The sequence below is a fragment of the Lentzea terrae genome (genome assembly GCF_003265345.1).
In the GTDB taxonomy this organism is placed as follows: Bacteria; Actinomycetota; Actinomycetes; order Mycobacteriales; family Pseudonocardiaceae; genus Lentzea; species Lentzea terrae.
Genome location: NZ_QFWW01000036.1, coordinates 150,742 through 177,663, shown reverse-complemented (window position 1 = coordinate 177,663; position 26,922 = coordinate 150,742). Strand labels below are relative to the sequence as shown.

Sequence of the window (26,922 nt, the reverse complement as noted above, 5' to 3'; positions counted from 1 at the left end):
TCAGATGCGTTCGAGCACCGCGCGCGCCGCGTTGTGGCCGCCGATGCCGCTGACGCCACCGCCGCGCCTGGAGCCCGCGCCGCAGACGAAGACGTTGTCCACGTCGGTCTCGACGCCCCACTGGCCGACCTGATCGTCGGTCTCGGCGAACGGCCAGTCGAGCTCTCCGTGGAAGATGTTGCCACCCGGCAGTCCGAGCTCGTCCTCCAGGTCCAGCGGCGTGCGGGCCTCGATGCACGGATCGCCGTTCGCGTCGACGGCCAGACAGTCCTGGATCGGCTCCACGAGGTGGGCGTTGAGCTGGTCCAGGTAGCGCCGCACGAGCTCGTCGCGCAGCTCGGAGTTGCGGCCCTCGAACAACGACGCGGGCAGGTGCAGGCCGAACAGCGTCAACGTCTCGTGGCCCGCCAGCGACGGCCCGAGGATCGACGGATCGGTCAGCGAGTGGCAGTACATCTCGCCCGGCAGCACCGACGGCACCTGACCGGCGACGCTCTCCAGGTACGCGGTCTCCAGCTGGTCGTAGGACTCGTCGAGGTGGAAGGTGCCGGCGAACGCGAGCCGCGCGTCCACGCCCGACTTCAGCTCCGGCAGCTTGCGCAGCAGCATGTTGATCTTCAGCTGACAGCCCGGCGCGTCGTGGACTTCCTTGCCCTGCAACCGTCCCAGCACGGAGGGCGCCACATTGGACAATACAAAGCGCGCGTCGACGGACCCGCCGTCGTAGCTGACCGACGCCGTCTTGCCGTCCGACTCGATCGCGGTCACCTCAGCGCCGCAAATGATCTCCGCACCGGCCTCGCGGGCGACCCGCTCCAGCTCGGCGGTCACCGCACCCATGCCGCCGACCGGGACCTTCCACTCGCCGGAACCGTTGCCGATGACGTGGTAGAGGAAGCACTTGTTGGCGCGCAACGAATGCAGCGACGAGTGCGTGCCGATCAACGCGTCGGTGGCGACGACGCCGCGCACCAGGTTGTTGTCGAACAGCTCCTGCAGCGTCGCCCCGATCGGGCGTTCGAAGACCTGGTCCCACAGCCGGCCGCGTGCCACCGCGTCGACGTGCACGCGCAGGTGGTCCCGGGAAACCAGTGGCTCCAAAAGAGTCGGCGCCAGTGCGGCCGCCATCAGCTCCAGGTCGGCGTACCAGCGCTGCCACCGCTCCCAGTCGTCCAGCGACCCGCACACGGCCTCGAAGGACGCCGCGGTCGCCACGCCCGGCGAACGTTCGACCAGCAGCCCGGTCTTGCCGTTCGGCGTGTACGAGGACGCCGCACGCGGCTTCAACGCCAGCTTCAGGCCCAGGTCGGCGACGATCTGGTCGGGCAGCAGCGACACCAGGTAGGAGAAGCGGGACAGCCTGGCGTCGACGCCCTCCCACGGTGACGCGCTCACCGCCGCGCCGCCGACGTGCGGCAGCTTCTCCAGCACCTTGACCGACTTCCCCGCCCGCGCGAGGTACGCGGCCGCCACCAGCCCGTTGTGGCCGCCTCCCACGATCACGACGTCGTCCATGCCCCGAGACTCCTCCCACGTAGCCTGGTCGGTGGGGAACATAGCGGTCCGAAGGAGATGTGCACATGGGCCGAGTGACGGTGCGCCGAGCGGTCGAGCGGGTGTCGCCGAACGGTAGGCGGCGCCGGGTGGACGCGCTGGCGGCCGAGGAACCGCTGGAGCTGAGGGTCAACGGAAAGGCGTTGGCCGTCACGATGCGCACTCCCGGCCAGGACGTCGAGCTCGCGCACGGCTTCCTGCTCAGCGAGGGCGTCATCGGCTCGTCCGGCGACGTCTCGGTCGCCCGGTTCTGCGAGGGCACCGGGCCGGACGGGATGAACACCTACAACGTGCTGGACATCGCGCTGGCCGAGGGCGTGCCGCCGCCGGACACCGGGGTGGAGCGGAACTTCTACACCACGTCGTCGTGCGGCGTGTGCGGGAAGGCCGCGCTGGACGCCGTGAAGCTCAAGACCCGCTACTCCCCCGCGCTGGACGAGGTGCGGGTCACCGCGGAGGCGCTGACGGGCTTCCCGGACGCGTTGCGGGAACGGCAGAAGGTCTTCGAGAGCACCGGCGGGCTGCACGCGGCCGGGCTGTTCGTGCACGGCGAGCTGCTGGTCGTGCGCGAGGACGTGGGCCGGCACAACGCCGTCGACAAGGTGCTGGGCTGGGCGGTGCTGCAGAACCTGGTGCCGCTGACCGGTGCGGTGCTGATGGTGTCCGGGCGGGCGTCGTTCGAGCTGGTGCAGAAGGCCGCGATGGCCGGAATTCCGGTGCTCGCCGCGGTGTCGGCGCCGTCGTCGCTCGCCGTGGAGCTGGCCGAGGAGCAGGGCATGACCCTCGTCGGGTTCCTGCGCGGCGACTCGATGAACGTCTACACCGGAGGGGAGCGCGTGGTTGAGACCGCTTGACGGCGTCGTGGTGGTGAGCCTGGAGCAGGCCGTCGCCGTGCCGTACGCGACCCGGCTGCTGGCCGACCTGGGGGCGCGGGTCATCAAGGTCGAACGGCCCGGCGTCGGCGACTTCGCCCGGCACTACGACTCGTCGTGCGGTTCCGTGTCGTCGTACTTCGCGTGGACGAACGTCGGCAAGGAGTCGGTGTCGCTCGACATCAACCACCCCGATGGCCGTGCGGTGCTGGAACGTCTGGTCGCCCGCGCTGACGTGCTGCTGTGCAACCTGTCGCCGCGGGTGTGGTCCCGCCTGGCGTTGGACCTGCCTTCCTCGCTGATCGTCGGTGAGCTGTCCGGCTACGGCTGGGACGGGCCGTACGCGGACCGCAAGGCGTTCGACGCACTGGTGCAGTCCGAGGCCGGGCTTGTGTCGCTGACCGGCGAGGGTGACGTGGTGGCTCGCGCGGGCATCTCCGTGGCGGACATCGCGGCGGGCGTCCAGCTGCACGCTGCGGTGCTGGCCGCGCTGTTGCAACGCGGGCGGACGGGTGAGGGCGTGCGGCTGCGGTTGTCGCTGTTCGAGGCGATGGCCGAGTGGATGCACCAGCCGATGCTCTACGCCGCCGGGACGGGCGCCGCTGCCCCGCGGTCGGGCGCGCACCACCCGAGCATCGCGCCGTACGGACCGGTGGCGTGCGCGGACGGTGCCGTGCACCTGGCCGTGCAGAACGACGGCCAGTGGCAGCGGCTGTGCGGGCTGATCGGGCTCGCCGCGGAGGAGAGGTTCGCCACAGTGGCCTCCCGTGTGGAGCACCGCGCGGAGCTGCAGAAGCTGCTCGAACAAGCCTTTTCAGCCATGACCGCGGCCGAGTTGCTGGCCGCGTTGGACGCCGCCGACGTGCCGGCCGCAGTGACCCGCTCGATCACCGAGCTGCCTGGTCACCCGCAGCTCTCCACATGGGTTGACGTGCAGGTTCCCGGCGGATCGGTGCGGATGCTGCCGCCGCCCGTCGCCGGTTTCGAATGGTCACCGGGTGCGGTCCCTGCCCTCGGCGCGCACAATGATCACGTGTTGCGCTGGCTGGGTTGTTCGGAGGAGGAACTGTCCGCTTTACGCGCGCGTTCCGTCCTCTGAGCAGGAAACGAGGAACGGTACCCACGCGATGAGGTGAGCATGGGGGAACCGAGGTACAACCGCCGCACTCTGTTCGCGGCGATCGGGGTGGTCATCGCGACAGCCACCGGGGTCGCGACGTACGTGTCGTCGTCCTCGGAGACCACCGAACAGCAGATCGCCACCGCGGACCGGGTCAGGGTGAGTTCCACCTCCGCCGCCAAGCCGACGATCCACTTCGAGCGCGTGCACTCGGCCGCCCGCGGCCGCGAAGTCACCCTCGCCTTCTACCTCCCGGCCGGCGTGAACCCCCGCGGCCTGCCGATGTCGCTGCTGCTGCACGGCCTGCACGGCGACGCCCGCCACGCCTCCGTCGGCGACCTGGCCGACGTGCTGTCCTCGGCCGTCGCGAAAGGCTCGGTCCCGGCGTTCGGCTTCGTCGCGGTGGACGGCGGCGACCACTACTGGCACGAGAACATCCCCGGCGACAACCCGATGGCGATGCTGCTGGACGAGGTCCCCCAGTGGCTGCGCGAACGCGGCTACGGCGAGGCCTTCGCCGCGACGGGCGTGTCCATGGGCGGCTTCGGCGCGTTGCTCTACGCCCGCCGCCGCGCCGAACGCGGCGACCCGATCGCGGCCACCGCGGCCATCTCCCCCGGCCTGATCACGACGTGGCCGGAGATGGCCAAGCGCCGCGCGTTCAAGGACGAGGCCGAGTGGGCGTCGCTGGACCCGTTGCGGCACCTGAAGTCGACCGGCCCGACCGCGCTGGGCGTGTGGATCGGTGACCGCGACCGGTTCATCGAGGGCACCCGGCGGTTCATCCGCGAGGTGCGGCCAGAGGTCGGCACGGTGAAGGCCGGCGGGCACGACGACGGGTTCTACCGCAAGGTGACGCCCGACGTCGTGCAGTTCCTGGCCAAGTACGCGAAGCGCGCGGTTTAGTGGCGTGGCTCGCAACGTTGCCGGGGGAATTTGCGGTCAGACGGGCGCATCGTGGTGCGCGTGAATTACCTCGCCAACGTTGCGTGACACGCCACTAGATCCGGACCGCCACTCGTCCCCAGTGCAGCCACTTGACCCTGCCCTGCTCGTCGCGTCCACAAAGGACGATGACGCTGTGGTGGCCGTTCTCCGCCTCCACGGCGATCAACGCGTCGGCGCGGAGTCCGGTGTACTCCTCGACCACGTCCGGCACCTCGACGTCTCTGGCCACGGCCCGCAGCCGCACCCGCCCGTGCTCGCTCGCGGTGACGTGGATGTCGGCCCGCTGGGCGCGGTAGACCCCGGTGACCTTGTCGATGTCGATCGGCACGGGGACCGCAGGCGGCTCGGGGAACTCGTGCAGGGTCGCGTTCGCCAGCTCTCCCAACACTTTCGCGTGCACCGCCCGCACGATCGGCTGGGCCGCTCCCCCGTTGGTGAGCACCGTGAAGGCGAGGCCGGCTTCCGGAATCACCTGCAGGTACGCCCGGAAGCCCGGCGTCTGGCCGTCGTGCCACAGCCCGGTGAGGCCGTTGTCGTAGTCGTGCAGCAGCCAGCCCAGACCTTGCCTGCCGCCGAAGCCGAGGTCGGGTTGCACGACCTGGGATTCCCGCATCGCGTCGAACTCGGTGGTGTCGAGGTGCATCCGCACGAACGTGAGCAGGCCCCGCGCGTTCATGGCGAGCATCGAGCCGGCCGGTGCGACAGCCTCGGGTGTCTTCTCCTCGACGGGCTTCAGCACGCCGTCTTCGCGCAGGTGTCCCGAGGCGCTCCAGTCCGGGTACTCGGCGTGGCGCGTGGCGGCCTGCAAGCCGAGGCGGTCGATCAGGCGTTCGCGCAGCACGGTGTTGAAGGGCTTGCCGCGCAGCACTTCCACGATCCGGCCGAGCACCACGTAGCCGCTGTTGCTGTACATGTACAGCTCACCGGGCGGAGCGATCTGCTCCGCGTCCGCCATGCGCTCCAGGTACTTCACCAACATGTCGTCGCCGTTGCCGGTGTCGTGGAAGAGGTCGCCCTCGAAACCCGCGGTGTGGCAAAGGAGTTGGCGCGGTGTGATGACTCTCGCGGCCTCTTCGTCGGCCAGCCGGAACTCGGGCAGCACGTCGCGCACCGGCCGGTCGAGGTCCAGCAGCCCGTCGTTCACCAGCTCCTGGACCAGGGTGGCCGTCCAGATCTTGGTGACCGAACCGATCTGGAACAGCGTGTCGCTCGTCACCGGTTCGTTCGTGACGTTGTTGCGCACACCTGCTGCTACGTCAACGATTTCTCCGTTGTACAGCACCGCCACCTGCGCGCCGACGACGCCGCGCTCCTCCAGCAACTCGGGCAGCCTGCGGGTGAGCCACTCGGCCGGACTCTCGACGCGTTCGGCGTTCTGGCCGAAGTAGAGCCAGCGCCCGATCAGCGCGAGCACGGTGTGCGGCTCGTCGACGGCGATCAGGGCGTTGTCGTGCAGGGCGGTGAACTCGCGAGCCGGGCGTGCCACCGCCTTGGTGACTTCGGTGCGGCCCTCGAAGCGCACCTGCACGCGTCCCTCGTCGGCCGGCGTCACGTGGACGTCGTACCCGACGTTGCGGTAGACGCCCGCGAACCGCAGCAGATCAACCGGCACCGGCACTGCCGGTGGGACCGGGCGTGGACGCATCCGAACGCCTGACAGGTGCTCGAAAATCCCGCCGAACACGGGCAGCGCGGGGCCGCCGTTGGTCAGCAACGCGACCGCCACGCCGGTCTCCGGCACAACGCACAGGTTCGACTCGAAGCCCTTGTTGCCGCCGTTGTGGCCGATCACGGTGGTGTCCACGGCGTCGACCAGCTTCCAGCCGAGGCCCCACGAGGAGTGCTCACCGACGTCGGGCAGCTGGACCTGCGGCTCGCGCATCGCGGCTAGACCGGGCGTGCCGAGGTGCATGCGGACGAACGCGAGCAGGTCGCGCGCGCTCGTGGCCAGTGATGCGCCGGCCGGGAAGTCGGACACCGGGCCGTAGTCGGTCACCGGCTTCATCACGTCGTCTTCCCGCACGTGGCCGTCAGCCATGTGTGGCCCCGGAACGATGGTCGTCTCGACGGTGAGGCCCAGCGGGACGGCCAGACGTTCGCGGAGGACCGTGTTGAACGGCTTGCCGCGCAACACTTCCACGATCCGGCCGAGCACCGAGAAGCCGCTGTTGCAGTACGACCAGAGCTCGCCCGGCGGACTGACCTGCTGGGCGTCGGCGAGCAGCGCCACGAACTTCTCGAGGGCGTCGTCGCCCGTGCCGGTGTCGAAGAAGAGGTCGCCGTCGAAGCCCGCGGTGTGGGTCAGCAGCTGGCGAGGTGTGACTCTGCCGGCTGCCCGCTCGTCGGCGAGCCGGAAATCCGGCAGGACGTCGCGCACCGGCCGGTCGAGGTCCAGCAGGCCCCCGTTCACCAGCTCCTGCACGAGCGTCGCCGTCCAGATCTTGGTGATGGACGCGATCTGGAACGTCGAGTCCGCCGTGACCGGCGCGCCGGTCTCGACGTTGAGGACGCCCGCGGACGCCTCGATGATCTCGCCGTCGGTCAGCACGGCCGCCTGGGCGCCGACGACGCCGTGTTCGGCCAGGAGTTCGGGCAGCCTGCGGTTCAGCCAGGCGGCTGTGGTGTTCACGTTCCCCCCAGAAGTGAAGCTCCGTCAGCGTGGTGAGAGCGGCACCGTCTTCGACCGCACCCACTTGAGCACCGCGGGCCACTCCCCGTAGCCCGCGTCGGTGTTGATGTGCGCCGCGCCGGGCAGCACGTCGATCTCGATCCGCAACGCCTCGGCGAGCTGCTTGGCGACCGGCATCGAGCAGTACGGGTCGGCATCGCCCACGACCAGCCGGGTGTCGGTGGCGGCACGACGCAGGCCGGCCGGGTCGAGCGGGGCCGGGAAGAACGACTTGATGGCTCGCTCCGGGTAGTCCGGCGCGGGCGGAGCCACCAGCAGCACGCGGTCGACGTGGCCGATGCTCTGCCGGGCGGCGTGGTGCAGCCACAGGTAGCAGCCGAGCGAATGGGCGACCACGACCCGTTCGCGGTCGGTCGGCGCCGCTTCGAGGTGCGTGTCCAGCTCGCGCAGCCACGTGGTCAGGTCAGGCTCGTCCGGGTCGCTGAAGTGCGGCATGTCCGCGAGGCCGCCGTGCTCCGAGACCGTGCGGGCGAGCAAGCTCTGCCAGTGGTCCGGGCCGGAGCCGGTCCAGCCGTGGAGGATGAGCACGTGAGGCAGCGACATGTCTCCACCTTAGAACGCCGAAAGGGCGCCGGTGTGATCACCGACGCCCTTTCGGAAAGATCGCTTACGCCGACTTTTCTCGACGCTCCCGGCGCGAGGGCTGCCGGGCCACGATCGTCGGGTTCACGTTCTCCTTCACCGTCTGCTCGGTGATGACGACCTTGGCGACGTCCGTGCGGCTCGGGATGTCGTACATCACCGGGAGCAGGACCTCTTCCATGATCGCGCGCAGACCGCGGGCACCGGTTCCGCGCAGGATCGCCTGGTCGGCGACCGCCTCGAGCGCGGTCTTGGTGAACTCCAGCTCGACGCCGTCCATCTCGAACAGCTTCTGGTACTGCTTGACCAGCGCGTTCTTCGGCTCGGTGAGGATCTGCACCAGCGACGGCTTGTCGAGGTTCGTCACGGAGGCGACCATCGGCAGACGCCCGATGAACTCGGGGATCAGGCCGAACTTGATCAGATCCTCCGGCATGGAGTCGGAGAAGAAGTCCGACGCCTCCACCTCGGCCTTGGAGCGAACCTCGGCACCGAAGCCCAGGCCGCGCTTGCCGACCCGGTCCTGAATGATCTTCTCCAGGCCCGCGAAGGCACCGGCCACGATGAACAGCACGTTCGTCGTGTCGATCTGGATGAACTCCTGGTGCGGGTGCTTGCGGCCGCCCTGCGGGGGCACCGATGCGGTGGTGCCTTCCAGGATCTTGAGCAACGCCTGCTGAACGCCCTCACCGGACACGTCGCGCGTGATCGACGGGTTTTCACTCTTTCGAGCGATCTTGTCGACCTCGTCGATGTAGATGATGCCCGTCTCGGCGCGCTTCACGTCGTAGTCGGCGGCCTGGATGAGCTTCAGGAGGATGTTCTCGACGTCCTCACCGACGTACCCGGCCTCCGTCAGCGCGGTCGCGTCGGCGATGGCGAACGGCACGTTCAGCATCTTCGCGAGCGTCTGCGCGAGGTAGGTCTTGCCGCAGCCCGTGGGGCCCAGCATGAGGATGTTCGACTTCGCCAGCTCGACACCGTCGTCCCTACCCTCGCGTCCGCGGTCGCCCGCCTGGATGCGCTTGTAGTGGTTGTAGACGGCGACGGAGAGGGTGCGCTTGGCATCACTCTGGCCGATGACGTACTGGTCGAGGAACTCGTGGATCTCGGCGGGCTTCGGCAGCTCGTCGAGCTTCACGTCGCCGGCTTCGGCCAGCTCCTCCTCGATGATCTCGTTGCAGAGATCGATGCACTCATCGCAGATGTAGACGCCGGGGCCGGCGATGAGTTTCTTCACCTGCTTCTGGCTCTTTCCGCAGAAAGAGCACTTCAGCAAGTCGCCGCCGTCACCGATACGCGCCATGACCGCTGACCTATGTCCCCTCCGGCGCACACCTGCTGTAGTGCGCCTGCTGACTTGCTGTGGCAGTCCCACTGGCTGTGGGTGCTGAGCCCGTTCTCCTGACGGTACCTGGCCTACCCCGTTTCAGGGGAGGACCAGCGTCCCCCCGACGCGCCGATCAGGCCAGTTAACCGGTCACATCGGCGTGTCGGGTGGGTCTGCGATGCCCGGACTCTGGGGTTTCCCACAGTCCGGACATTCGCATCAGGACTTGGCCGAGAGCTTGCGGTAGGGCAGCACCGAGTCGACGATGCCGTACTCCTTGGCCTCCTCGGCCGTGAGGATCCGGTCGCGCTCGATGCTCTCGCGGACCTCCTCTGCCGTCCGGTTCGTGTGCCGCGCGAGGGTGGACTCCATCAGGCGGCGCACACGCTGGATCTCGTTCGACTGGATCTCCAGGTCGGACACCTGACCGTACGCGCCCTCCATCGAAGGCTGGTGGATCAGGATTCGCGCGTTCGGCAGCGCGTGGCGCTTGCCGGGCGTGCCGGCGGCCAGCAGCACCGCGGCGGCCGAGGCGGCCTGGCCGAGGCAGTACGTCTGGATGTCCGGACGCACGAACTGCATGGTGTCGTAGATGGCCATCAGCGAGGTGAACGAGCCACCCGGCGAGTTGATGTACATCAGGATGTCGCGGTCCGGGTCCTCGGACTCGAGCACCAGCAGCTGCGCCATGACGTCGTTGGCCGAGGCGTCGTCAACCTGCACGCCGAGGAAGATGATGCGCTCCTCGAACAGCTTGTTGTACGGGTTCGACTCCTTCATGCCGTAGCTCGTGCGCTCGACGAAGGACGGCAGCACGTACCGCGACTGAGGCATGTGGAACTGGCTCACTTCAGGTCTCCTAGCTGACGTCAGATGTTCGAGTCGCCGACGGGCTGCGACCGCGTGACGACCTTGTCGACGAAGCCGTACTCCAGCGCTTCCTGCGCCGTGAACCAGCGGTCGCGGTCGGAGTCCTGGATGATGCGCTCGACCGGCTGACCGGTGTGCTCGGCGATCAACTCGGCCATCTCGCGCTTGGTGCGCGTCAGCATGTCCGCCTGGATCGCGATGTCCGCGGCGGTACCACCGACACCGGCCGACGGCTGGTGCATGAGGATGCGTGCGTGCGGGAGCGCCTGGCGCTTGCCGGGGGCACCCGCGGAGAGCAGGAACTGCCCCATCGAGGCCGCGAGACCCATCGCCACCGTCGCCACGTCCGGCTCGATGAGCTGCATCGTGTCGTAGATGGCCATGCCCGCCGTGACGGAGCCACCCGGCGAGTTGATGTAGAGGGTGATGTCCTTCTCGGGGTCCTCAGCGGCCAGCAGCAGCAGCTGCGCGGTGATCTGGTTGGCGATGCCCTCTTCGACCTGCGATCCCAGGACGATGATCCGCTCGCGGAGCAGCCGCTCGTACACCGAGTCGTTGAGGTTCATCCCGGCGGTGGCCGACCGCATCTCGGGGGTCGGGAAGGAGTGCTGCGTCACGTCTGCCTGCCTAACTCCAGGTGGAACGAATCTGGATGCCAAAACCTTCTGCAACCGACCTTAACGAAGGCGGGCGGCGTCAGATGCCCGACACCGCCCGCGTTCGCTCAGGGCTGTATTTCCGGTGTTCGCCAGCTCACGCGGCGACTACTCGGAGTCGTCCGCCTTCGTCTCGCCGAAGAGCTCGTCGAGGTCCAGCTTGGTGCCCGAGGTGTCGGACACCGAAGCCTGCCGCACGACGCTCGCGAGCGCCTTGCCCCTGCGGACGTCGGCGAAGATCGCGCCGAGCTGACCCGACTGCTGGGCGCGCTTGACGTACTCGTCCGGGCTGATGCCGAAGCGCTGGGCCTGGTAGATGATCCGCTCGGTCAGCTCGCCGTCGGACACCGTGACCTGCTCGGCGTCGGCGATCGAGTCGAGCACCAGCTGCGTCTTGACGGCCTGCTCGGCCGCCTTGCGCAGCTCGGCGTCGAACTCCTCCTCCGACTGCCCCTGCTCGGTCAGCCACTCGGCGAACTTCGCCTCGTCGTGGTCGAAGGCGTGGACGGCGTCGTGCTTCCGCGCGTCGATCTCGCCCTGGACGATGCCCTCGGGCAGCGGGACCTCGGTGGTCTCGAGCAGCGCCTCGAGGACCTTGTCGCGCGCCTGGACGCCCTGCTGCATCTTCTTGACGCGACCCAGGCGGGTCTGCAGGTCGGCCTTGAGCTCGTCGAGCGTGTCGAACTCGCTGGCGAGCTGGGCGAACTCGTCGTCCAGCTCGGGGAGCTGACGCTCCTTGACGGTGTTCAGCACCACGGTGACCTCGGCCTCGCGGCCCTGGTGCTCACCGGCGACCAGCGTGGTGTTGAAGGTCTTGGTCTCACCCTCGGACGCGCCGACGAGCGCGTCGTCGATGCCCTCGACGAGCTGGCCGGAGCCGATCTCGTAGGACAGGCCGGCGGTGCGCGCCTCCTCGACCTCTTCGCCGTCGACCGTGGCGGACAGGTCGACGATGACGAAGTCGCCGGTCTCGGCCGGGCGGGTGACGCCGGTCAGCGTGCCGAAGCGGGCCCGCAGCTCGTCGAGCTGCGTGGTCACGTCCTCGTCGGTGACCTCCTGCTCGTCGACCGTGACCTCGAGCTCGCCGAACGCGGGCACGGTGATCTCGGGACGAACGTCGACCTCGGCGGTGAACTCGAGCGTCTCGCCGTCCTCGATCTTGGTGACCTCGAAGTCGGGACGGCCGAGCGTGCGCACCTCACCGGCGTTGACCGCCTCCAGGTACTTGGCCGGGATGGCCTCCTGGATGACCTCGTCCAGCACCGGAGCGCGGCCGATGCGGCTCTCCAGCACCTTGGCGGGGGCCTTGCCCGGACGGAAACCGGGGATGCGGACCTGCTTCGCGAGCTTCCGGTACGCCTGGTCGAAGTTCGACTTGAGCTCGTCGAACGGCACCTCGACGTTGATCCGGACCCTCGTCGGGCTCAGGTGCTCGACGGTGCTCTTCAACGTGGACTCCTCGTAACGAACAAGAACGTGCAGACAGCCGGTACCGCCTTAGCTGGCGCCCGGATTCCCAGCGAGTCTAGGCGAGACCCGCGCTGTGACCGCCGCCACCCCTGCCAGCCGGACCTGTTCCCCACCACGTGACCGAACCGTGAGCCTCACCCGGTTGACTCCCCGGCGGTGCTGGCCGACACGACCACCACCGCTGGGGATTCGACTTCACTTGGGGATCACGATGTTGCGCAAGGACGCAAGACTTCTCGCCGCTGCGGCCACGAGCGCGGCGCTGCTCGGTGTCATCACCACGCCCGCACTCGCCGCACCGGCACCGGAAGCCACCGTCATGGCCTACTTGTTCGAGAGCGCCGGAAGCCCCGAATGGCTCCGCGGCCAGAACGCCGAGTACCGCCAGCCGCAGTACGTGTCGGGCCTCACGTCCGCACACCCCGGCTGGAGCGTGCACCTGTCCGACGAGACGGTGGGCGCGGGCCTGCCGAAGCAGGAGATCCGCGTCGCCGCCAAGCACGACGAGACGAGCGCCTCCGCTGCGACCTCCGGTTTCCTCTCGCTGACCGACCAGGACCCGCGCGAGGTCCCGTTCCTCGTGCTGAAGATGGGCAGCTCCAGTGTGTCCTGCACGATCGACGGCCCGGTCTGGCGCAACGGCAGCAGCCCCACCCGCCTGTTCGTCCGCCAGCAGGCGGGCGAGCTGTACGAGGTCGACATCACCCAGGAGGCCGGCACGCAGGGCGTGGCGGCGGCCGACCGCGGCACCCGCGACGGCCTCCTGCCCACCACGGTGAAGGCCACCCGGATCAACTCGATCGACCAGCTCGCCCAGTACGACCACTTCGCGCGCTACCAGGGCCGTGAGAAGTCGGGCGCGATCGGCTACGAGCTCACCATCACCCAGACCGAACGCGACGGTGCCGCGAAGACCTACCGCGTCCTCGCCGGAGTCTCCGCTGCCTCCTGCTGACCCCCGCTCAAGGCGCCGTCGCACCCGCGTGCGACGGCGCCTTTTGTTTCGCCAGGCGAACAACTTCACCGAAAAGAGTCACCCAACTACCGCCCGTAAAAGCACCCGTCTCAATTTCACTCTTTCGGCCGCAACGACCTTTCGCGACCGATCAAGTTGACTCCATAAGCACCAATCGGCGCCGCGCAGCAGACAGGTAGCGTTACTGCTCCCGCACCATCCGTAACAGGACCACGGGAACGAACGAGAAAAAGTCGTCGCACTGTTTTACCCCGAGGATCCGCCTGATGGAGACACGCCAGCTTCTCGCGTTCACGACCGTGGTTCAGACAGGGAGCTTCACCAAGGCCGCTGCCACGCTCAACTGCTCGCAGCCGACCATCACGACCCGCATCAAGGCGCTGGAGGAGGCCCTGGGGGTCGTCCTTTTCCGCAGGCTCCCCCGAGGTATCCAGATGACGTCAGCGGGCGTGGAACTGCTCCCGTTCGCGCGAAACATCATCAACCTCACCGAAAAGGCCCGAAAAGCCATAACGATGAACGGCGAGCCACACGGCAAACTAGTCATCGGCTCCGCACAGAGTTTGACCGACTACCGTCTGCTACCACTCATCGAATACATGTGCTGGCGCTACCCGTCGGTCCAACTCTCACTGCACTCGCGGAACACGCTCAACAACCTGAACTCAGTCCGCGACGGAACACTCGACTGCGCCTTCTTCATCGGCGCCATCGAACCAAGAGACGGCCTCGAAACAACGGTCCTGTGCCCAGAGCCCCTGGTGATGGTCGCGGGCCCGAACCACATGCTCACGCAACGCCAGTCCCTCTCCGAGGACGACCTCACCAGCAGCACCCTGATCCGAGCCGAGAACGGCGCCTCCTACCACGAACTCTTCGAACACCAACTCGGCTACGACGACACCCGCGCCCCCGTCCTGGAACTCGACTCGGTGGACGCCGCCAAACGCGCCGTCGCCTCAGGCCTGGGCATCGCTCTGATGCCCGAGGTGACCGTGGCCAGCGAGCTCTCCGACGGCAGGTTGGTCCGCTTGCCCTGGTCCCCGACCTTCCGCGTCTACACGCAGTTCGGCTGGCGCCAGGACAACTCGACGAACCCGGCGGTGACCGCCCTGGTCTCGGCAGCGGCCCAAGTGGTGAGCGACCAGGTCGCCTCGCTGACCTGACGAAGCCGAACTGCTTTGGCGACGCCGTAGGCGAGCTGCTCGAACGCTTGAAACGCGGTGCGGGCGGGTCGCCGTCACGGACCGCACCATCTACGCAACAGGGGAACGCTACGAAACCGAAGCGCCCGCCGAAGGCGGCACACCCCCAGTACTCCCCCGAACCACCAACTCAGGCAACACATCCTCAACGTCAGTAGGCGATGCCCCCTCCAACACCGCCAACAAAGCCCGAGCAGCCCGAGCCCCAAACGCAAACGTGTCCCGAGACAACGCAGTCAACCGCCCGTGCTGACACAACACCGAGTCGTCCCAAGCCACGATCGACAGCTCACCAGGCACAGCAACCCCAAGCGAAGCAGCCACCTCAGCCCCAGCGACAGCCATCACATCGTTGTCGTAAACGATCGCCGTGGGCGGCTCCCCACCCCACCCCGACAACTCCCCGGACAACAGTGACCGAGTAGCCAAGGCTCCAGCCTCAGCCGTGTAATCCCCAGCCACGATCACACCGTCCACAACAGACGACAAGAACGCTTGATCCCGCCGCACCGTGTGCAACAACGAAGACAACCCAGCCACCCGGGCAATCCGCCGATGCCCCAACGACTTCAGATACAACACCACCGAAGTCATGGCCGCGTAGTCATCAGCCCACACCGAAGCCAGCGACCCGTGGTGCCCAGCTCCACCCACGACAACAGCCGGCAACCCGAGCGACGACATCAACGAGACCCGAGGATCATCCACCAGCAGATCCACGAGGAACACCCCGTCAACCCGGTGCTCGGCCCACCACCGCCGATACAACTCGATCTCGTCCGACCGAGAAGAAACCACCTGCAGCAACAAAGCGGACGACATCTCCGACTGTATACCGGCGATCAGCTGGAAGAAGAACGCCTCGTCCCCCAACGCCCGCGGCGGCCGCACCAGCACCAGCCCCACCGCGTCGGCAGACGCTGACGACAGCGCCCGAGCGGTGACAGAAGGCCGGTACCCCAACGAGGAAGCCACCGCCAGAACACGCGCGCGGGTCTCCTCCGACACCCCGGACCGCCCGTTCAACGCCAACGACACAGCACCTTTGGACACGCCCGCCGCAGCCGCGATGTCCTTGATCGTTGGCCTCTTCACCCAGCGCCCTTCCGCAACCCGCTCCCTGTCCGGAACGAGACAACAAGACGTTCGGAGGCTAGCCGGAGATAAACCGGTTTAGCTAGGGTCCGCGACCAAGGAGGTGGGTGTCAATGAAGAGGCGCACGTTCCTCGCGGGCCTGGCAGCACTCCCGGTCGCAGGGCCCCTCGCCGGCTGCGGACTGGGCGGCAGCACCGGGTCGGGCTCATCGGCGAGCGGGCAGGTCACCGGCGAGATCACGTTCCAGACGTGGTCGCTGAAGCCCAAGTACACCGACTACGTCAACGGTGTCATCGACGCGTTCCAGAAGCAGCACCAGGGCACCTCGGTGAAGTGGGTCGACCAGCCCGCGGACGGGTACCTGGCCAAGGTCATGGCCGACGCGAGCGCGGGCAGCCTGCCCGACGTCATCAACGTGCCGCCGGATCTCAGCTTCCCGCTCGCCAAGGCCGGCCAGCTGGTCGACCTGGACCAGAATCTCAAGGAAGCCAAGCCCGAGTACCTGGAGAACGCCTGGCAGGCGTTCGAGATCCCCGGCAAGGGCGGCTGCTACGGCTTCCCCTGGTACCTCAACACCGGGCCGATCTTCTACAACAAGGCCCTGTTCACCCAGGCGGGCCTCGACCCGGACAAGCCGCCGAAGACGTTCAAGGAGCTCGAAGAGCAGGCGCTGAAGCTCGCCCAGAGCAAGAAGATCGCCATGCTCGGCCAGACGCCGACGATCGCCGACTTCGGGCTGTACGGCGTGAAGGTGTTCGAGAACGACAAGTTCACCTTCAACGACGCCAAGGGGGTCGAGTTCGTCGAGAGCTACAAGCGGATGTACGACGCGGGCGCGCTGATCCCCGAGGCGCTGACGCAGAACTACACCGGCGCCGGCGCCAAGTTCATGGCGCAGCAGACCGCGCTCAACCCCGGCAGCGCGTACGACCTCGGCAAGTTCAAGACCGACGCGCCCAGCCTCTACGCGAACATCGGCATCTCCACGCCCATCACGAACACCGGCAGCGCCAACATGTTCCTGCACGGCGTGAGCGTGCCGAGGAGCAGCAAGAACCAGGCGACGGCGCTCGCGTTCGGCCGGTTCGTCACCAACGCCGAGAACCAGGTGAAGTTCGCGAAGCTCGCGTCGATCTTCCCGAGCACCAGCAAGGGCGGCGACGACCCGTACTTCACCACGGAGGACGGCACCGACGAGGCGCGCGTGCGGGTCGCGGCGGCCAAGCAGCTCAAGACCGCGGTGAACTACACGCCGGTGCAGTTCAGCGACCAGATGCGCGAGGCGCTGCTGCAGCAGCTCGCGGACGCGATGCTCGGCAAGAAGTCCGCGAAGCAGGCGCTCGACGACGCCGTCGCCGAGTGCAACAGGCTCCTCAAGTGACCACGGAAAAATGACGCACAGGCCCTACACGCCGTGGCTGTTCCTGTTGCCAGGACTGGCCGTCTCCTTCATGTTCGTGATCTTCCCGTTCCTGAACATGATCGTGCTCTCGTTCACCGACGCGAGCGCGCTGGGCGGCGGCCAGTTCACCGGTGTGGACAACTTCGTGCGGATGGCGGAGGACCCGAAGTTCTGGCTGGCCGCCCGCAACAGCCTGCTCTACATGGTCGGCGTGGTACCGCCACTGGTGCTGTTGCCGCTGTTGATCGCGATGCTCGCGCAGAAGATCGTGCCGGGCATCGGGATCTTCCGCACGGCGTTCTTCACACCGGTGATCGCGTCCGCGGTCGTGGTCGGGCTCATCTGGACGTGGCTGCTCGACAGTCGCGGCCTGGTGAACAACGTGGTGGAAGCGTTGGGCGGCACCAGGATCGGGTTTCTCACCGACTCGACGCTGCTGTTGATCAGCTCGATGGTCGTGACGATCTGGCGCGGCCTCGGCTACTACATGGTGATCTACCTGGCCGCGCTCGCAAACGTGCCCAAGGACCTGCACGAGGCAGCGATGGTCGACGGCGCCGGTCCGATCAGGAGGTTCTGGTCGGTCACCGTGCCCGCACTGCGCCCGACCATGGTGCTCGTCGCGGCACTGAGCGCGGTCAACGGGTTCCGCGTGTTCTCCGAGATCTACCTGCTGTCGGGCGGATCCGGCGGGCCGGGCGGGGCGAGCACCACGATGGTGATGCTCATCCAGCTCACCGGCCGCGGCCTCACCGGTGAGGTCGGGTACGCCTCGGCGCTGAGCCTCGTGCTGTTCGTGATCCTGCTGGGGCTGCTGCTGATCACCCTCAAGCTCAACCGCAGGGAGGACCAGCTGTGAAACTCGCCCTCCGGTACATCGCACTGCTGGCCGTCCTGGCAATCAGCGTCGGGCCGTTCCTCTGGCAGTTCGCCACCAGCATCAAGGGACCGAACGAGGACGTCTTCGTCCCCGACTTCATCCCGAACGACCCGACCTTCGGCAACTACGCCGCCGTCGCGGACGTCGTGCCGGTCTGGACGTTCGCGCTCAACTCGCTGGGCGTCGCGAGCGTCAACGTCCTCACCAACTGCCTGGGTGCGGCCATGGCCGGCTATGCCTTGGCGCGGCTGAAGTTCAAGGGCCGCAGGTTCGCCGCGGTGATCTTCGCCAGCAGCATCCTGGTGCCGTTCGAGGCCATCCTCATCTCGCTGTTCCTGGTGATGCGCGGCCTCGGCCTCACCAACACCCTCACCGGCGTCGTGCTGCCCGGCTCGATCGCCGCGCTCAACGTCCTGTTGCTGCGCAACGCCTTCCTCGCACTCCCCGCCGAAGTCGAGGAAGCCGCGATCATCGACGGCGCCAACGCGTGGCAGCGGTTCACCCGCCTCGCGCTGCCGTCGGTGAAGGGCACGCTGGTCGTGGTGGCGCTGTTCTCGTTCATGTTCAGCTGGGACGACTTCCTCTGGCCGCTCGTCGTGCTGAGCGACCAGGAGAAGTACACGCTCACCATCGGCCTCGCGTACCTCCAGGGCACGTTCGTGCAGAACCAGCGGCTGGTGGCGGCGGGCACGATCATCGCCGTCCTCCCGCTGATCCTGCTGTTCCTGTTGCTGCAAAAGCACTTCTTCCGCGGAGTGGGAGAAGGCGCGATCAAGGGATAAACCATTGCGTTTCGGCGTGAACTACACCCCGTCGACCGGCTGGTTCCACCACTGGCTCGACTTCTCCATCGACGACGTCAAAGCCGACTTCGAGTCCGTTGCCGGGCTGGGCCTCGACCACGTGCGGATCTTCCCGCTGTGGCCGGTGTTCCAGCCCAACCGCGGCCTCGTCCGGCCCAAGGCCGTCGAGCAGCTGGCCCAGATGCTCGACGCCGCCCACGAGACCGGCCTGGACGTGCAGGTCGACGTGTTGCAGGGTCACCTGTCGAGCTTCGACTTCTACCCGTCGTGGGTGCAGACCTGGCACCGCCGCAACATCTTCACCGACCCCGACGTGATCAGCGGGCAGAAGTTCTACATCCGCACGCTCGCCGAAGCGCTCAAGGACAAACCCAACTTCCTCGGCTTCACCCTGGGCAACGAGGTCAACCTGCTCACCGAGTCGAACCCGTGCGCACCCCAACAGGCCGGCGAGTGGATCGACGCCCTGCTCGCCGAGTGCGAGACCGCCGCACCAGGCCTCCCGCACGTGCACTCCGAGTACGACGCCGTCTGGTACGAGAGCGAGCACGCGTTCCTGCCCGAACACGCGGCCAACAAGGGCGCAATGACCACCGTGCACTCCTGGGTCTTCAACGGCACCGCGCAGCGCTACGGGCCGATGTCGCCGGAGAGCGTCCACCACGCCGAATACCTCGTCGAACTGGCCAAGGCGCACGCGAAGGACCCGCAACGTCCCGTGTGGCTGCAGGAGGTCGGCGCCGCCCAGCCCGAGATCAGCGCCGAGCAGGCACCCGCGTTCGCCGAGCAAACGCTTGCGAACGTGCTCACCTGCGCGAACCTGTGGGGCGTCACGTGGTGGTGCTCGCACGACGTGGACCGCGCGCTGGTGGACTTCCCCGAACGCGAGTACGAGTTGGGACTGTTGACGACGGAACGCAAGGTCAAGCCGCTCGGGGAGGCGATCGCCCGGATCGTGCGCGAAGCACGATGTGGAACTTCTTGGCCGGCACCGGCCGAGCGCACGCCGATCAAGCTGCACGGCGACCGGCCGTCGTGGGGCCCTGGTGGCGCCTTCTTCGAAGAGTGGATGGCTCTCGCGCACAACGGCGTGCGGGCCTCGATCGAGCTGGGGTGACGACGTGCACGACGAACGCGAGCTGCTGGAAGAACGCCTCAACCGCACGCTGAAGGAACGCATCCGCCCGGCGATCTACGGCGAGACCGCACCACTCGAACTGGCCGTGTGGCACGTGCCGGACGAGCCCGTCCCGGTCGCCGAAGCCCTCCAGGCCACGTACGAACCGGCCCAGGTCGGCGACGCCTGGGGCGCGCCGTGGAGCACCAGCTGGTTCAAGCTCACCGGCACGGTCCCCGAAGCCTGGCAGGGCGAGCAGGTCGAGGTGGTGCTGGACCTCGGCTTCACCCACCCCGGCCCCGGCTTCCAGTCCGAAGGCCTCGCCTACAACGCGGCCGGTGAGCCCATCAAGGGCATCGAACCGCGCAACACCTACCTGCCGGTCCAAGGTGACGAGGTCCTCTACTACCTGGAGGCCGCGGGCAACCCGACCATCCTCGACTTCCACCCGTTCCTGCCGACCCGGCTGGGCGACAAGGAAACGGCGGGCACCGACCCGTTGTACAAGATCCTCAAGGCCGAGCTCGCGGTGTTCCAGCCGCAGGTCTGGCACCTGATGCTCGACATCGAGGTCCTGCAGAGCCTGATGAAGGAGCTGCCGGCGCACGACCCGCGCCGACACAAGATCCTGCACGCGCTGGACCGGGCGATGGACGCGCTGGACCTCAACGAGGTCGCCGCCACCGCCGACCTGGCCCGCGCGGAGCTCGAACATGTCCTGTCACTGCCCGCCACGGCCTCCGCGCACAAGGTCTCCGCGATCGGCCACGCGCACATCGACAGCGCCTGGCTGTGGCCGCTGCGGGAAACCGTCCGCAAGTGCGCCAGGACGTTCTCGAACGTCACGAAGCTGATGGACGAGTACCCGGACTTCTACTTCGCCTGCTCCCAGGCCCAGCAGTACGCCTGGATGAAGGAGCACCACCCGCACGTCTGGGACCGGGTCCGCGAAAAGGTCCGCAGTGGACAGTTCGTGCCGGTCGGCGGCATGTGGGTCGAGTCGGACACGAACATGCCCGGCGGCGAGGCGATGGCCCGCCAGCTCGTGCACGGCAAGCGCTTCTTCCTGGACAACTTCGGCGTGGAGACCGAGGAGGTCTGGCTGCCGGACTCCTTCGGCTACAGCGCCGCACTCCCCCAGCTGATCAAGCTGAGCGACTCACGCTGGTTCCTCACCCAGAAGCTGTCGTGGAACCAGATCAACAAGTTCCCGCACCACACCTTCTGGTGGGAGGGCATCGACGGCACCCGGATCTTCACGCACTTCCCACCGGTCGACACCTACAACTCCTCGCTGTCCGGCGAAGAGCTCGCGCGGGCGTCCCGCCAGTTCGCCGAGCACGCCAAGGCTTCCCGCTCGCTGGTGCCGTTCGGCTACGGCGACGGCGGTGGCGGCCCCACCCGCGAGATGATGGAGACCGCGCACCGCGTCGCGAACCTCGAAGGCTCCCCGACCGTCAAGGTCGAGCCGCCCCGCGACTTCTTCCAGGCCGCGCAGGACGAGTACCCGGACGCACCGGTGTGGGCGGGCGAGCTGTACCTGGAGAAGCACCGCGCCACCTACACCACGCAGGCCAAGACCAAGCAGGGCAACCGCCGCAGCGAACACCTGCTGCGCGAGGCCGAGCACTGGTCGACCGCGGCCGCCCTCCAGGGCCACGACTACCCCTACGACGAGCTCGACCGGTTGTGGAAGACCGTGCTGCTGCACCAGTTCCACGACATCCTGCCGGGCAGCTCGATCGCCTGGGTGCACCGCGAGGCCGAGGCCACCTACGCCCGCGTGGCGGCCGAGCTGAAAGCCCTGACCGCCAAGGCGATCGACGCGATCAAGGGCGACGGCGCCGACGAGCTCACGTTCGACGTGCTCGGCAACAGCGCACCGATGCCTCACGTCGCACCGCAGGACGGCGTGCTCGACAACGGCCGGCTCCGCGTCACGACCGACGCCGACGGCATCGTGCTGTCCGTGCTGGACCTGGAGAACGACCGCGAGGTCCTGCCACCGCACGGGTTCGCCGGCATGCCGCAGCTGCACCGCGACAACCCGAACCAGTGGGACGCCTGGGACATCGACCCGTTCTACCGCAACTGGAAGGCCGACCTGATCCCGTCCGAACGGGTCGACGCCGAGGACGGCGTCGTGGTGCGGGCCAAGTTCGGCAACTCGGTGCTGACCCAGACCATCCGGCTGCGCGAGGGCGCCAAGCAGGTCGACTTCGAAACCGAGGTCGACTGGCAGGAACGCGAGAAGCTGCTCAAGATCGCCTTCCCGCTCGACCTGCGCGCCGAGGTCTCCACCGCCGAGACCCAGTTCGGCCACCTGCACCGCCCGGTGCACACCAACACCTCGTGGGAGGCCGCGAAGTTCGAGATCTGCGCCCACCGCTTCCTGCACGTCGGCGAGCCCGGCTACGGCGTCGCGGTGGTCAACGACTCGACCTACGGCCACGAGGTCACCCGCACGACCCGCGAGGACGGCGGCACCACCACGACCGTGCGGCTGTCCCTGCTGCGCGCGCCGCGGTTCCCCGACCCCGAGACCGACCAGGGCGAGCACCGCTTCCGCTACGCCCTGGTCATCGGAGACCTGCCGGCAGCCATCGACGCCGGCTACCGCATCAACCTGCCGCCGCAGTCCGTCCGCGGCGCCCAGGCACCGGAACCGTTGGTGCGCACCGACAACCCGGCGGTCCGGGTCGAGGCCGTCAAACTGGCCGACGACCGGTCCGGCGACGTCGTCGTCCGGCTCTACGAGGCGCACGGCGGCCGGGCCCGCACCTCGATCAGCACGTCGTTCGACCACCAGGGCGTCCAGGAGACCGACCTGCTCGAACGGCCTCTCGCCGACACAACGCCAGAGCTGGTGCTGCGCCCGTTCCAGGTGCTCACGCTGCGGTTCCGGCGGACCTAGTCGAAGCGGAAGGTGGCCGACTCGAGGTTGTCGAGCATCCACTCACGCCGCACGAGCGGTGCATCGGTGTCCCTGCGCAGCAGCGGAAGCCGGTGCACCGCCTCCTCGAGCAGCACCCGCAGCTCCAGCCGGGCCAGGCCTGCACCGAGGCAGTAGTGCACTCCGTGCCCGAACGCCATGGAGCGCGTCTGGCGCCGGATGTCGAACGTGTCCGGCTCGGGATAGCGCTCCGGATCGCGGCTGGCCGCGGTCAGCCACCCGGTGACCCATTGCCCGGCCTTGATCTCCTGGCCGCCCAGCGAGACGTCGAAGCGCGCCAGCCTGCGCACACCGGGGAAGACCGGATACCAGCGCGTGGTCTCCTCGATCGCACCGGGCAGCAACGACGGGTCCGCGCGCAACGAGTCCCAGCAGCCGTATTCGGTCAGGAACAGCAGCGCGTTGGAGGCGGTCGCGTCGACCGTGTCGACTCCGGCGCCGAGCAGCATCGCGCAGTACCCGACGAGGTCGCCGTCCGACATCGGCCGGCCGTCCACCAGGTAGCCGGTCTCCTGCACGTCGAGCAGCTCCGCGATGAGCCCTCCGCCGGGCGTCGCGCGCTGCCGGTCCAGCTCGTCGGCGAAGAACTTCGCCATCTCGGCCTGCTGCGGCACGGTGTTGGTGGAGTTCGCGGTCCCGAGCCAGTCGTCGATCCACTCGGTCATCCGCTCCTCGGCGGTGACGTCGAGGCCGAGCACGCGGCAGATCACCCGCGCGGGCAACGGACGGGACAGGCGCGGAACGACGTCGAAGCCGTCCGGGGCCAGCTCGTCGATCAGCTCGACCACGATGGCGCGGATCTGCTGCTCCAGCCGCGACAGCACCCGCGGGCTGAACGGGTCGGCGACGGCGGCCCTCAGGTCGCGGTGGCGTTGCCCGTCCGCGGCCCACATGCCGCTGAACATCGGGTTGGCGAGCGGCCTGGTCTCGTCCGTGAGGCCGAACCCCGCCGAGAAGTGCTCCTCGTCGGACAGCACGCGCTGGACGTCCGTAAGGGAGAAGACGTGCCAGCTGTCGAGTTGCTCGTCGAAGTGGACCTCGGTGGTGGGATCGAAGAACAGCGCAGGTCGCGTGGGTAAGTGGGCGACAGTCATGCCCTCGATCGTGGCCCCTTACCCGAGCCCGCGGCATCGGCTGAATCAGCTATTGGAGGGCGGCGTAAGGGGTCTCGCGGCGCGACCTTAGGTGATCTTCCGATGTGAGGGGCCACCCCTCAGCAGCAATCTCACTCTCGTCAGCGAACGACCTGAGGAGTGAGTCAGATGGAATGGACGCCCGAGGCGATCAAGGCGGAGATGGACTACCGGCAGGCTGCCCTGCGGGAGGACGCCCGCCGCGTCCAGGAGTACTACCGCAACGGCGGGAAGCCGCGGTCGTGGTGGCACCGCATGACGCACCGCCACGAGCCTGAGGTCCCCAACGGGCAACAGGCTGCGTGATGCCGGGGGTAAGCAGCAGGGGTGGTTCCTCTCGTCCGGGAACCACCCCTGCTGCTTGTTGCCGTGCAAAACTCAGGCCTTGGCCGTCCAGGCCTTGACCTTGTCCGCGTTGGCCTCGACCCACTTCTTGGCCGCGTCCTCGGGCTTCATCTTGTCCTCGGCGATGTACTTGGCGACCGTGTTCTGGTCCTCGTTGGTCCACTTGAAGTTCTTGACCAGCTGGAACGCCGGGCCGTTCCCGTCGGCGAACTTCTTGGACACGATCTTGTCGAGGTCGTAGTCCGGGTAGTCGCAGGCGACCTTCTCGGTGTCGGCGTCACAGCCCGCCTTGTACTCGGGCAGCTTCACCTTCTCGAGCTTGATCTCGTTGAGCAGCCACTGCGGCGAGTAGAAGTAGCCGATGACCCACTTCTTGTCCTTCTCCGCCTGGCGGAAGGCCTGGATCAGCGCGGTCTCGGAGCCGCCGTAGACGACCTTGTAGTTGAGGTTCAGGTTCTTCACCAGAGCCTCGTCGTTGGTCACGAACGACGGGTCGCCGTCGAGCAGCTGGCCCTTGTCACCGGACTCGGACGTCTTGAACTTGTCCGCGTACTTGTTGAGGTTGTTCCAGTCCAGGATGTCGGGGTGCTCCTTGGCGAGCCACGGCGGCACGTACCAGCCGATCTGGCCCTTCACACCCGTCGAGCCCGCGCTGACGGCGGTCTTCTGCTCGTCGATGTACTTCTTGCGCAGGTCGTCGTGACCCCAGTTCTCGACGACGGCGTCGACCTCACCGGTGCCGAAGCCCTGCCAGGCCACCTCTTCCTTGAGCTCCTTCTTGGTGACCTTGCACTTGAGCTCCTTCTCGGCCACGTACGCGAGCACCGCCGCGTTTGCCTCGTAACCGACCCACGGGTTGATCGCGAGGTTGAACGTGCCGCAGTCGCCGGTAGCACCCGAAGAAGAGTCACCGACCTTGGCGCCACTGCAACCGGCCAGCGCGAGTGCTCCCACGAGCACCGCTCCCAGCACGTTGTGCCTTGCCACTTCCAGACCTCCTAGTTGGTCCACCGCTTGGCGGCCGCCTGGGTGAGGCGGTCGAGCATCACGCCCAGCACGACGATCGCGACACCGGCCGCGAGCCCCTTGCCGTACAACTGGCCCTGCGAGAAACCGGCCACCACGTCGTAGCCGAGCGCGCCGGCGCCGACGAGACCGCCGACGACGACCATCGAGAGCACGTAGATCAGCCCCTGGTTGGCGGCGAGCGTCAACGCCCCGCGCGCCATCGGCAGCTGCACCTTCACGATCGTCTGCCACGAGCTGGACCCGAGCGCCGTGGACGCCTCGACCGTCGTGGGCGACACCGCGCGGATCCCGTCCGCGATGATCTTGATGGCGACCGGCGCCGCGAACACCACGGCCGCGATGATCGCCGTGAACCTGCTCGCGGCGAACAACGCCAGGAACGGCACCAGGTACACGAACGCGGGCATGACCTGGCCGGCGTCGAGGATCGGCCGGATGAACCGGTCCGCGCGCCTGCTGCGGCCCATCCACACGCCGACCACGATCCCGAGGATCATCACCATGATCGTGGCGACCAGCGTGGACGCCAGCGTGATCATCGAGTCCTGCCACAGCCCCGTCGCGACCAGCAGGCCGAGGCACACCGCGGACACGATCGCGGACCGGACCCCGCCGATCAGGAACGACACCGCGACGATCACCAGCGCCACCAGGAACCACGGCGACTCGGCCAGCAGCGCCTGCAGCGGGTTGATCAACGCGAACGTGACGAAATCCTTGAAGCCACCGGTGATGAACGGCAGCGTGTCCTGCGCCCACTCCGTCACGGCCGTCGCGCCCTGCCGGATCGAGCTGCCGATCTCCACGTCCGACTGGAACTCCGCGGCCCACAGGTAGGTGTAGGAGAGGTAGACGCAGACACCCGTGACACCGAGCCCGCCGAACAACGCCCAGCGCGGCAGCTTGCGGCGTTCGGTCGCGGCGGTCGTCACGCGGTCCAGCACGATCGCCAGCACCACGATCGCCAGACCGGCGTTGAACGCCGTGCCGACGTCGAGCGTCTGCAACGCCTTCACGACCGTCTTGCCCAGCCCCGGCGCGTCGATCAGCGCGGCGATCGTGACCATGGACAGCGCGGCCATGATCGTCTGGTTGACGCCGAGCACGATCGTCTTGCGCGCGGACGGCAGCAGCACCTTCAGCAACGTCTGCTTCCGCGTCGCGCCAAGGGACTCCGACGCCTCAACTGTGTTGTGCGGCACCGACCGGATGGCGTGCGCGGTGATCCGGATCGCCGGCGGCGCCGCGTAGATCAGCGTGGCGATCGTCGCCGACGCCGGCCCGATCAGGAAGAACAACGTCAACGGTGCCAAGTAGACGAACGTCGGCATGGTCTGCATGAAGTCGAGCACCGGCTGCATGACCCGGTTCGCCCGGTCCGACAAGCCGGCCCAGATCCCCAGCGGAATGCCGAAGAGCAAGGAGATCACGACCGCGGCCAGCGTCAGCGAGAGCGTGTCCATGCTCTCCTGCCACAGCCCCTGCAGGCCGAGGAACACGAAGCCCGCGACGGCGAGCAGCGCGACCCGCCAGCCGGCGACCACGAGGCTGACGAAACCGGCGATCGCGACCACGCCGAGCCAGCCGATCACCGGCACCGGCCGGCCGAACGACGGCTGCGCGATCAACGCCTGCACGAAGGTCACGAACTCGTCGATGACGAGCCGGATCTCGTTGAAGAAGTACAGGAACAGCGGGTTGGAGTTCCTGGACGCGCCAACGGCGTCGTTGAGCTCGTTGATCATCCGGTGCAACGGCGTGAGCGCGGAGGCGTCGAGCGGCAGCGTCCCGACGTTGCGGAACACCAGCCACAGCACCAGCCAGGCCAGCACGATGCCGGCCAGAATCAGCGGCTTGCGCGGAAGTTGCCGAGGGGCGGCGACGGCAACCAT

Annotated in this window: 22 protein-coding genes; 11 read left to right on the top strand and 11 right to left on the bottom strand. The window is 67.8% G+C overall.

The window, feature by feature from the left end:
- Nucleotides 1-1,515, bottom strand: coding sequence for a phytoene desaturase family protein (locus DI276_RS44860; RefSeq protein WP_112275613.1), 1,515 nt, complete (start codon nucleotides 1,513-1,515; stop codon nucleotides 1-3).
- 65 nt (nucleotides 1,516-1,580) lie between these two features.
- Between DI276_RS44860 and fdhD the strand changes: the two genes are divergently transcribed.
- Genes fdhD through DI276_RS44845 form a run of 3 tightly spaced genes read left to right on the top strand, consistent with a single transcriptional unit; the run spans nucleotide 1,581 to nucleotide 4,452 of the window.
- Nucleotides 1,581-2,408: a formate dehydrogenase accessory sulfurtransferase FdhD gene (gene fdhD / locus DI276_RS44855; RefSeq protein ID WP_112275611.1), complete on the top strand. Its 828-nt coding sequence runs from the start codon at nucleotides 1,581-1,583 to the stop codon at nucleotides 2,406-2,408.
- The gene (locus tag DI276_RS44850; protein WP_112275600.1) at nucleotides 2,395-3,525 is read left to right on the top strand and encodes a CaiB/BaiF CoA transferase family protein; all 1,131 of its coding nucleotides are present in this window, start codon (nucleotides 2,395-2,397) and stop codon (nucleotides 3,523-3,525) included. Before fdhD ends, DI276_RS44850 begins: the two co-directional genes overlap by 14 nt.
- A 39-nt stretch (nucleotides 3,526-3,564) precedes the next feature.
- On the top strand, nucleotides 3,565-4,452 hold the full coding sequence (locus DI276_RS44845; protein WP_112275598.1) for an alpha/beta hydrolase: 888 nt from the start codon (nucleotides 3,565-3,567) through the stop codon (nucleotides 4,450-4,452).
- Nucleotides 4,453-4,546: 94 nt separating this feature from the next.
- Here DI276_RS44845 and DI276_RS50585 read toward each other — a convergent pair whose 3' ends face one another.
- The 6 genes from DI276_RS50585 to tig form a co-directional block, all read right to left on the bottom strand.
- Nucleotides 4,547-7,123 (bottom strand): serine hydrolase domain-containing protein, encoded by a 2,577-nt coding sequence (locus DI276_RS50585; protein ID WP_157985347.1) that lies wholly within the window; start codon nucleotides 7,121-7,123, stop codon nucleotides 4,547-4,549.
- Nucleotides 7,124-7,147: 24 nt separating this feature from the next.
- Entirely contained in the window at nucleotides 7,148-7,726 is a 579-nt protein-coding gene (locus DI276_RS44835) for an RBBP9/YdeN family alpha/beta hydrolase (RefSeq protein WP_112275595.1), read from the bottom strand.
- A gap of 64 nt (nucleotides 7,727-7,790) precedes the next feature.
- Nucleotides 7,791-9,071: an ATP-dependent Clp protease ATP-binding subunit ClpX gene (clpX, locus tag DI276_RS44830; RefSeq protein WP_112275593.1), complete on the bottom strand. Its 1,281-nt coding sequence runs from the start codon at nucleotides 9,069-9,071 to the stop codon at nucleotides 7,791-7,793.
- A gap of 243 nt (nucleotides 9,072-9,314) precedes the next feature.
- Nucleotides 9,315-9,929: an ATP-dependent Clp protease proteolytic subunit gene (locus tag DI276_RS44825; protein WP_112275787.1), complete on the bottom strand. Its 615-nt coding sequence runs from the start codon at nucleotides 9,927-9,929 to the stop codon at nucleotides 9,315-9,317.
- A 35-nt stretch (nucleotides 9,930-9,964) separates the two neighbouring features.
- Nucleotides 9,965-10,552 carry an ATP-dependent Clp protease proteolytic subunit gene (locus tag DI276_RS44820; protein ID WP_112275785.1) on the bottom strand — a complete coding sequence of 196 codons (588 nt, stop codon included), beginning with the start codon at nucleotides 10,550-10,552 and terminating at the stop codon, nucleotides 9,965-9,967.
- 177 nt (nucleotides 10,553-10,729) lie between these two features.
- Nucleotides 10,730-12,070, bottom strand: a complete 1,341-nt coding sequence (gene tig, locus DI276_RS44815; RefSeq protein WP_112275591.1) for a trigger factor — start codon at nucleotides 12,068-12,070, stop codon at nucleotides 10,730-10,732.
- Nucleotides 12,071-12,302: 232 nt separating this feature from the next.
- Here tig and DI276_RS44810 point away from each other — a divergent pair, with 232 nt between their 5' ends.
- Nucleotides 12,303-13,046: a hypothetical protein gene (locus DI276_RS44810; RefSeq protein ID WP_112275589.1), complete on the top strand. Its 744-nt coding sequence runs from the start codon at nucleotides 12,303-12,305 to the stop codon at nucleotides 13,044-13,046.
- Nucleotides 13,047-13,333: 287 nt separating this feature from the next.
- A complete protein-coding gene (locus tag DI276_RS44805) occupies nucleotides 13,334-14,233 on the top strand; it encodes a LysR family transcriptional regulator (RefSeq protein WP_112275587.1) in 900 nt (299 codons plus the stop codon).
- Between the two features lie 108 nt (nucleotides 14,234-14,341).
- Here DI276_RS44805 and DI276_RS44800 read toward each other — a convergent pair whose 3' ends face one another.
- A complete protein-coding gene (locus tag DI276_RS44800) occupies nucleotides 14,342-15,367 on the bottom strand; it encodes a LacI family DNA-binding transcriptional regulator (RefSeq protein ID WP_112275585.1) in 1,026 nt (341 codons plus the stop codon).
- 113 nt (nucleotides 15,368-15,480) lie between these two features.
- Between DI276_RS44800 and DI276_RS44795 the strand changes: the two genes are divergently transcribed.
- Genes DI276_RS44795 through DI276_RS44775 form a run of 5 tightly spaced genes read left to right on the top strand, consistent with a single transcriptional unit; the run spans nucleotide 15,481 to nucleotide 22,484 of the window.
- Entirely contained in the window at nucleotides 15,481-16,749 is a 1,269-nt protein-coding gene (locus DI276_RS44795; protein ID WP_112275583.1) for an ABC transporter substrate-binding protein, read from the top strand.
- 10 nt (nucleotides 16,750-16,759) lie between these two features.
- Complete coding sequence (locus DI276_RS44790) at nucleotides 16,760-17,629, top strand: carbohydrate ABC transporter permease (protein ID WP_112275581.1); 870 nt, start codon at nucleotides 16,760-16,762, stop codon at nucleotides 17,627-17,629.
- Nucleotides 17,626-18,432: a carbohydrate ABC transporter permease gene (locus tag DI276_RS44785; RefSeq protein ID WP_112275579.1), complete on the top strand. Its 807-nt coding sequence runs from the start codon at nucleotides 17,626-17,628 to the stop codon at nucleotides 18,430-18,432. The genes DI276_RS44790 and DI276_RS44785 overlap by 4 nt, the downstream gene beginning before the upstream one ends.
- A gap of 16 nt (nucleotides 18,433-18,448) precedes the next feature.
- Nucleotides 18,449-19,570 (top strand): glycoside hydrolase 5 family protein, encoded by a 1,122-nt coding sequence (locus tag DI276_RS44780; protein WP_198681292.1) that lies wholly within the window; start codon nucleotides 18,449-18,451, stop codon nucleotides 19,568-19,570.
- A gap of 4 nt (nucleotides 19,571-19,574) precedes the next feature.
- Entirely contained in the window at nucleotides 19,575-22,484 is a 2,910-nt protein-coding gene (locus DI276_RS44775; protein WP_112275575.1) for an alpha-mannosidase, read from the top strand.
- On the opposite strand, the gene DI276_RS44770 is transcribed toward DI276_RS44775, so the two are convergent.
- The gene (locus DI276_RS44770) at nucleotides 22,481-23,617 is read right to left on the bottom strand and encodes a cytochrome P450 (RefSeq protein ID WP_112275573.1); all 1,137 of its coding nucleotides are present in this window, start codon (nucleotides 23,615-23,617) and stop codon (nucleotides 22,481-22,483) included. The two genes, DI276_RS44775 and DI276_RS44770, sit on opposite strands and share 4 nt — an antisense overlap.
- 168 nt (nucleotides 23,618-23,785) lie before the next feature.
- On the opposite strand from DI276_RS44770, the gene DI276_RS50580 reads away from it, so the two are divergent.
- Entirely contained in the window at nucleotides 23,786-23,962 is a 177-nt protein-coding gene (locus DI276_RS50580; protein ID WP_157985346.1) for a hypothetical protein, read from the top strand.
- A gap of 72 nt (nucleotides 23,963-24,034) precedes the next feature.
- Here the strand turns inward: DI276_RS50580 and DI276_RS44765 are convergent, their stop codons facing one another.
- Both DI276_RS44765 and DI276_RS44760 read right to left on the bottom strand, forming a co-directional pair.
- Nucleotides 24,035-24,988: an ABC transporter substrate-binding protein gene (locus DI276_RS44765; RefSeq protein WP_198681291.1), complete on the bottom strand. Its 954-nt coding sequence runs from the start codon at nucleotides 24,986-24,988 to the stop codon at nucleotides 24,035-24,037.
- A gap of 11 nt (nucleotides 24,989-24,999) precedes the next feature.
- The gene (locus tag DI276_RS44760) at nucleotides 25,000-26,922 is read right to left on the bottom strand and encodes an ABC transporter permease (RefSeq protein WP_112275571.1); all 1,923 of its coding nucleotides are present in this window, start codon (nucleotides 26,920-26,922) and stop codon (nucleotides 25,000-25,002) included.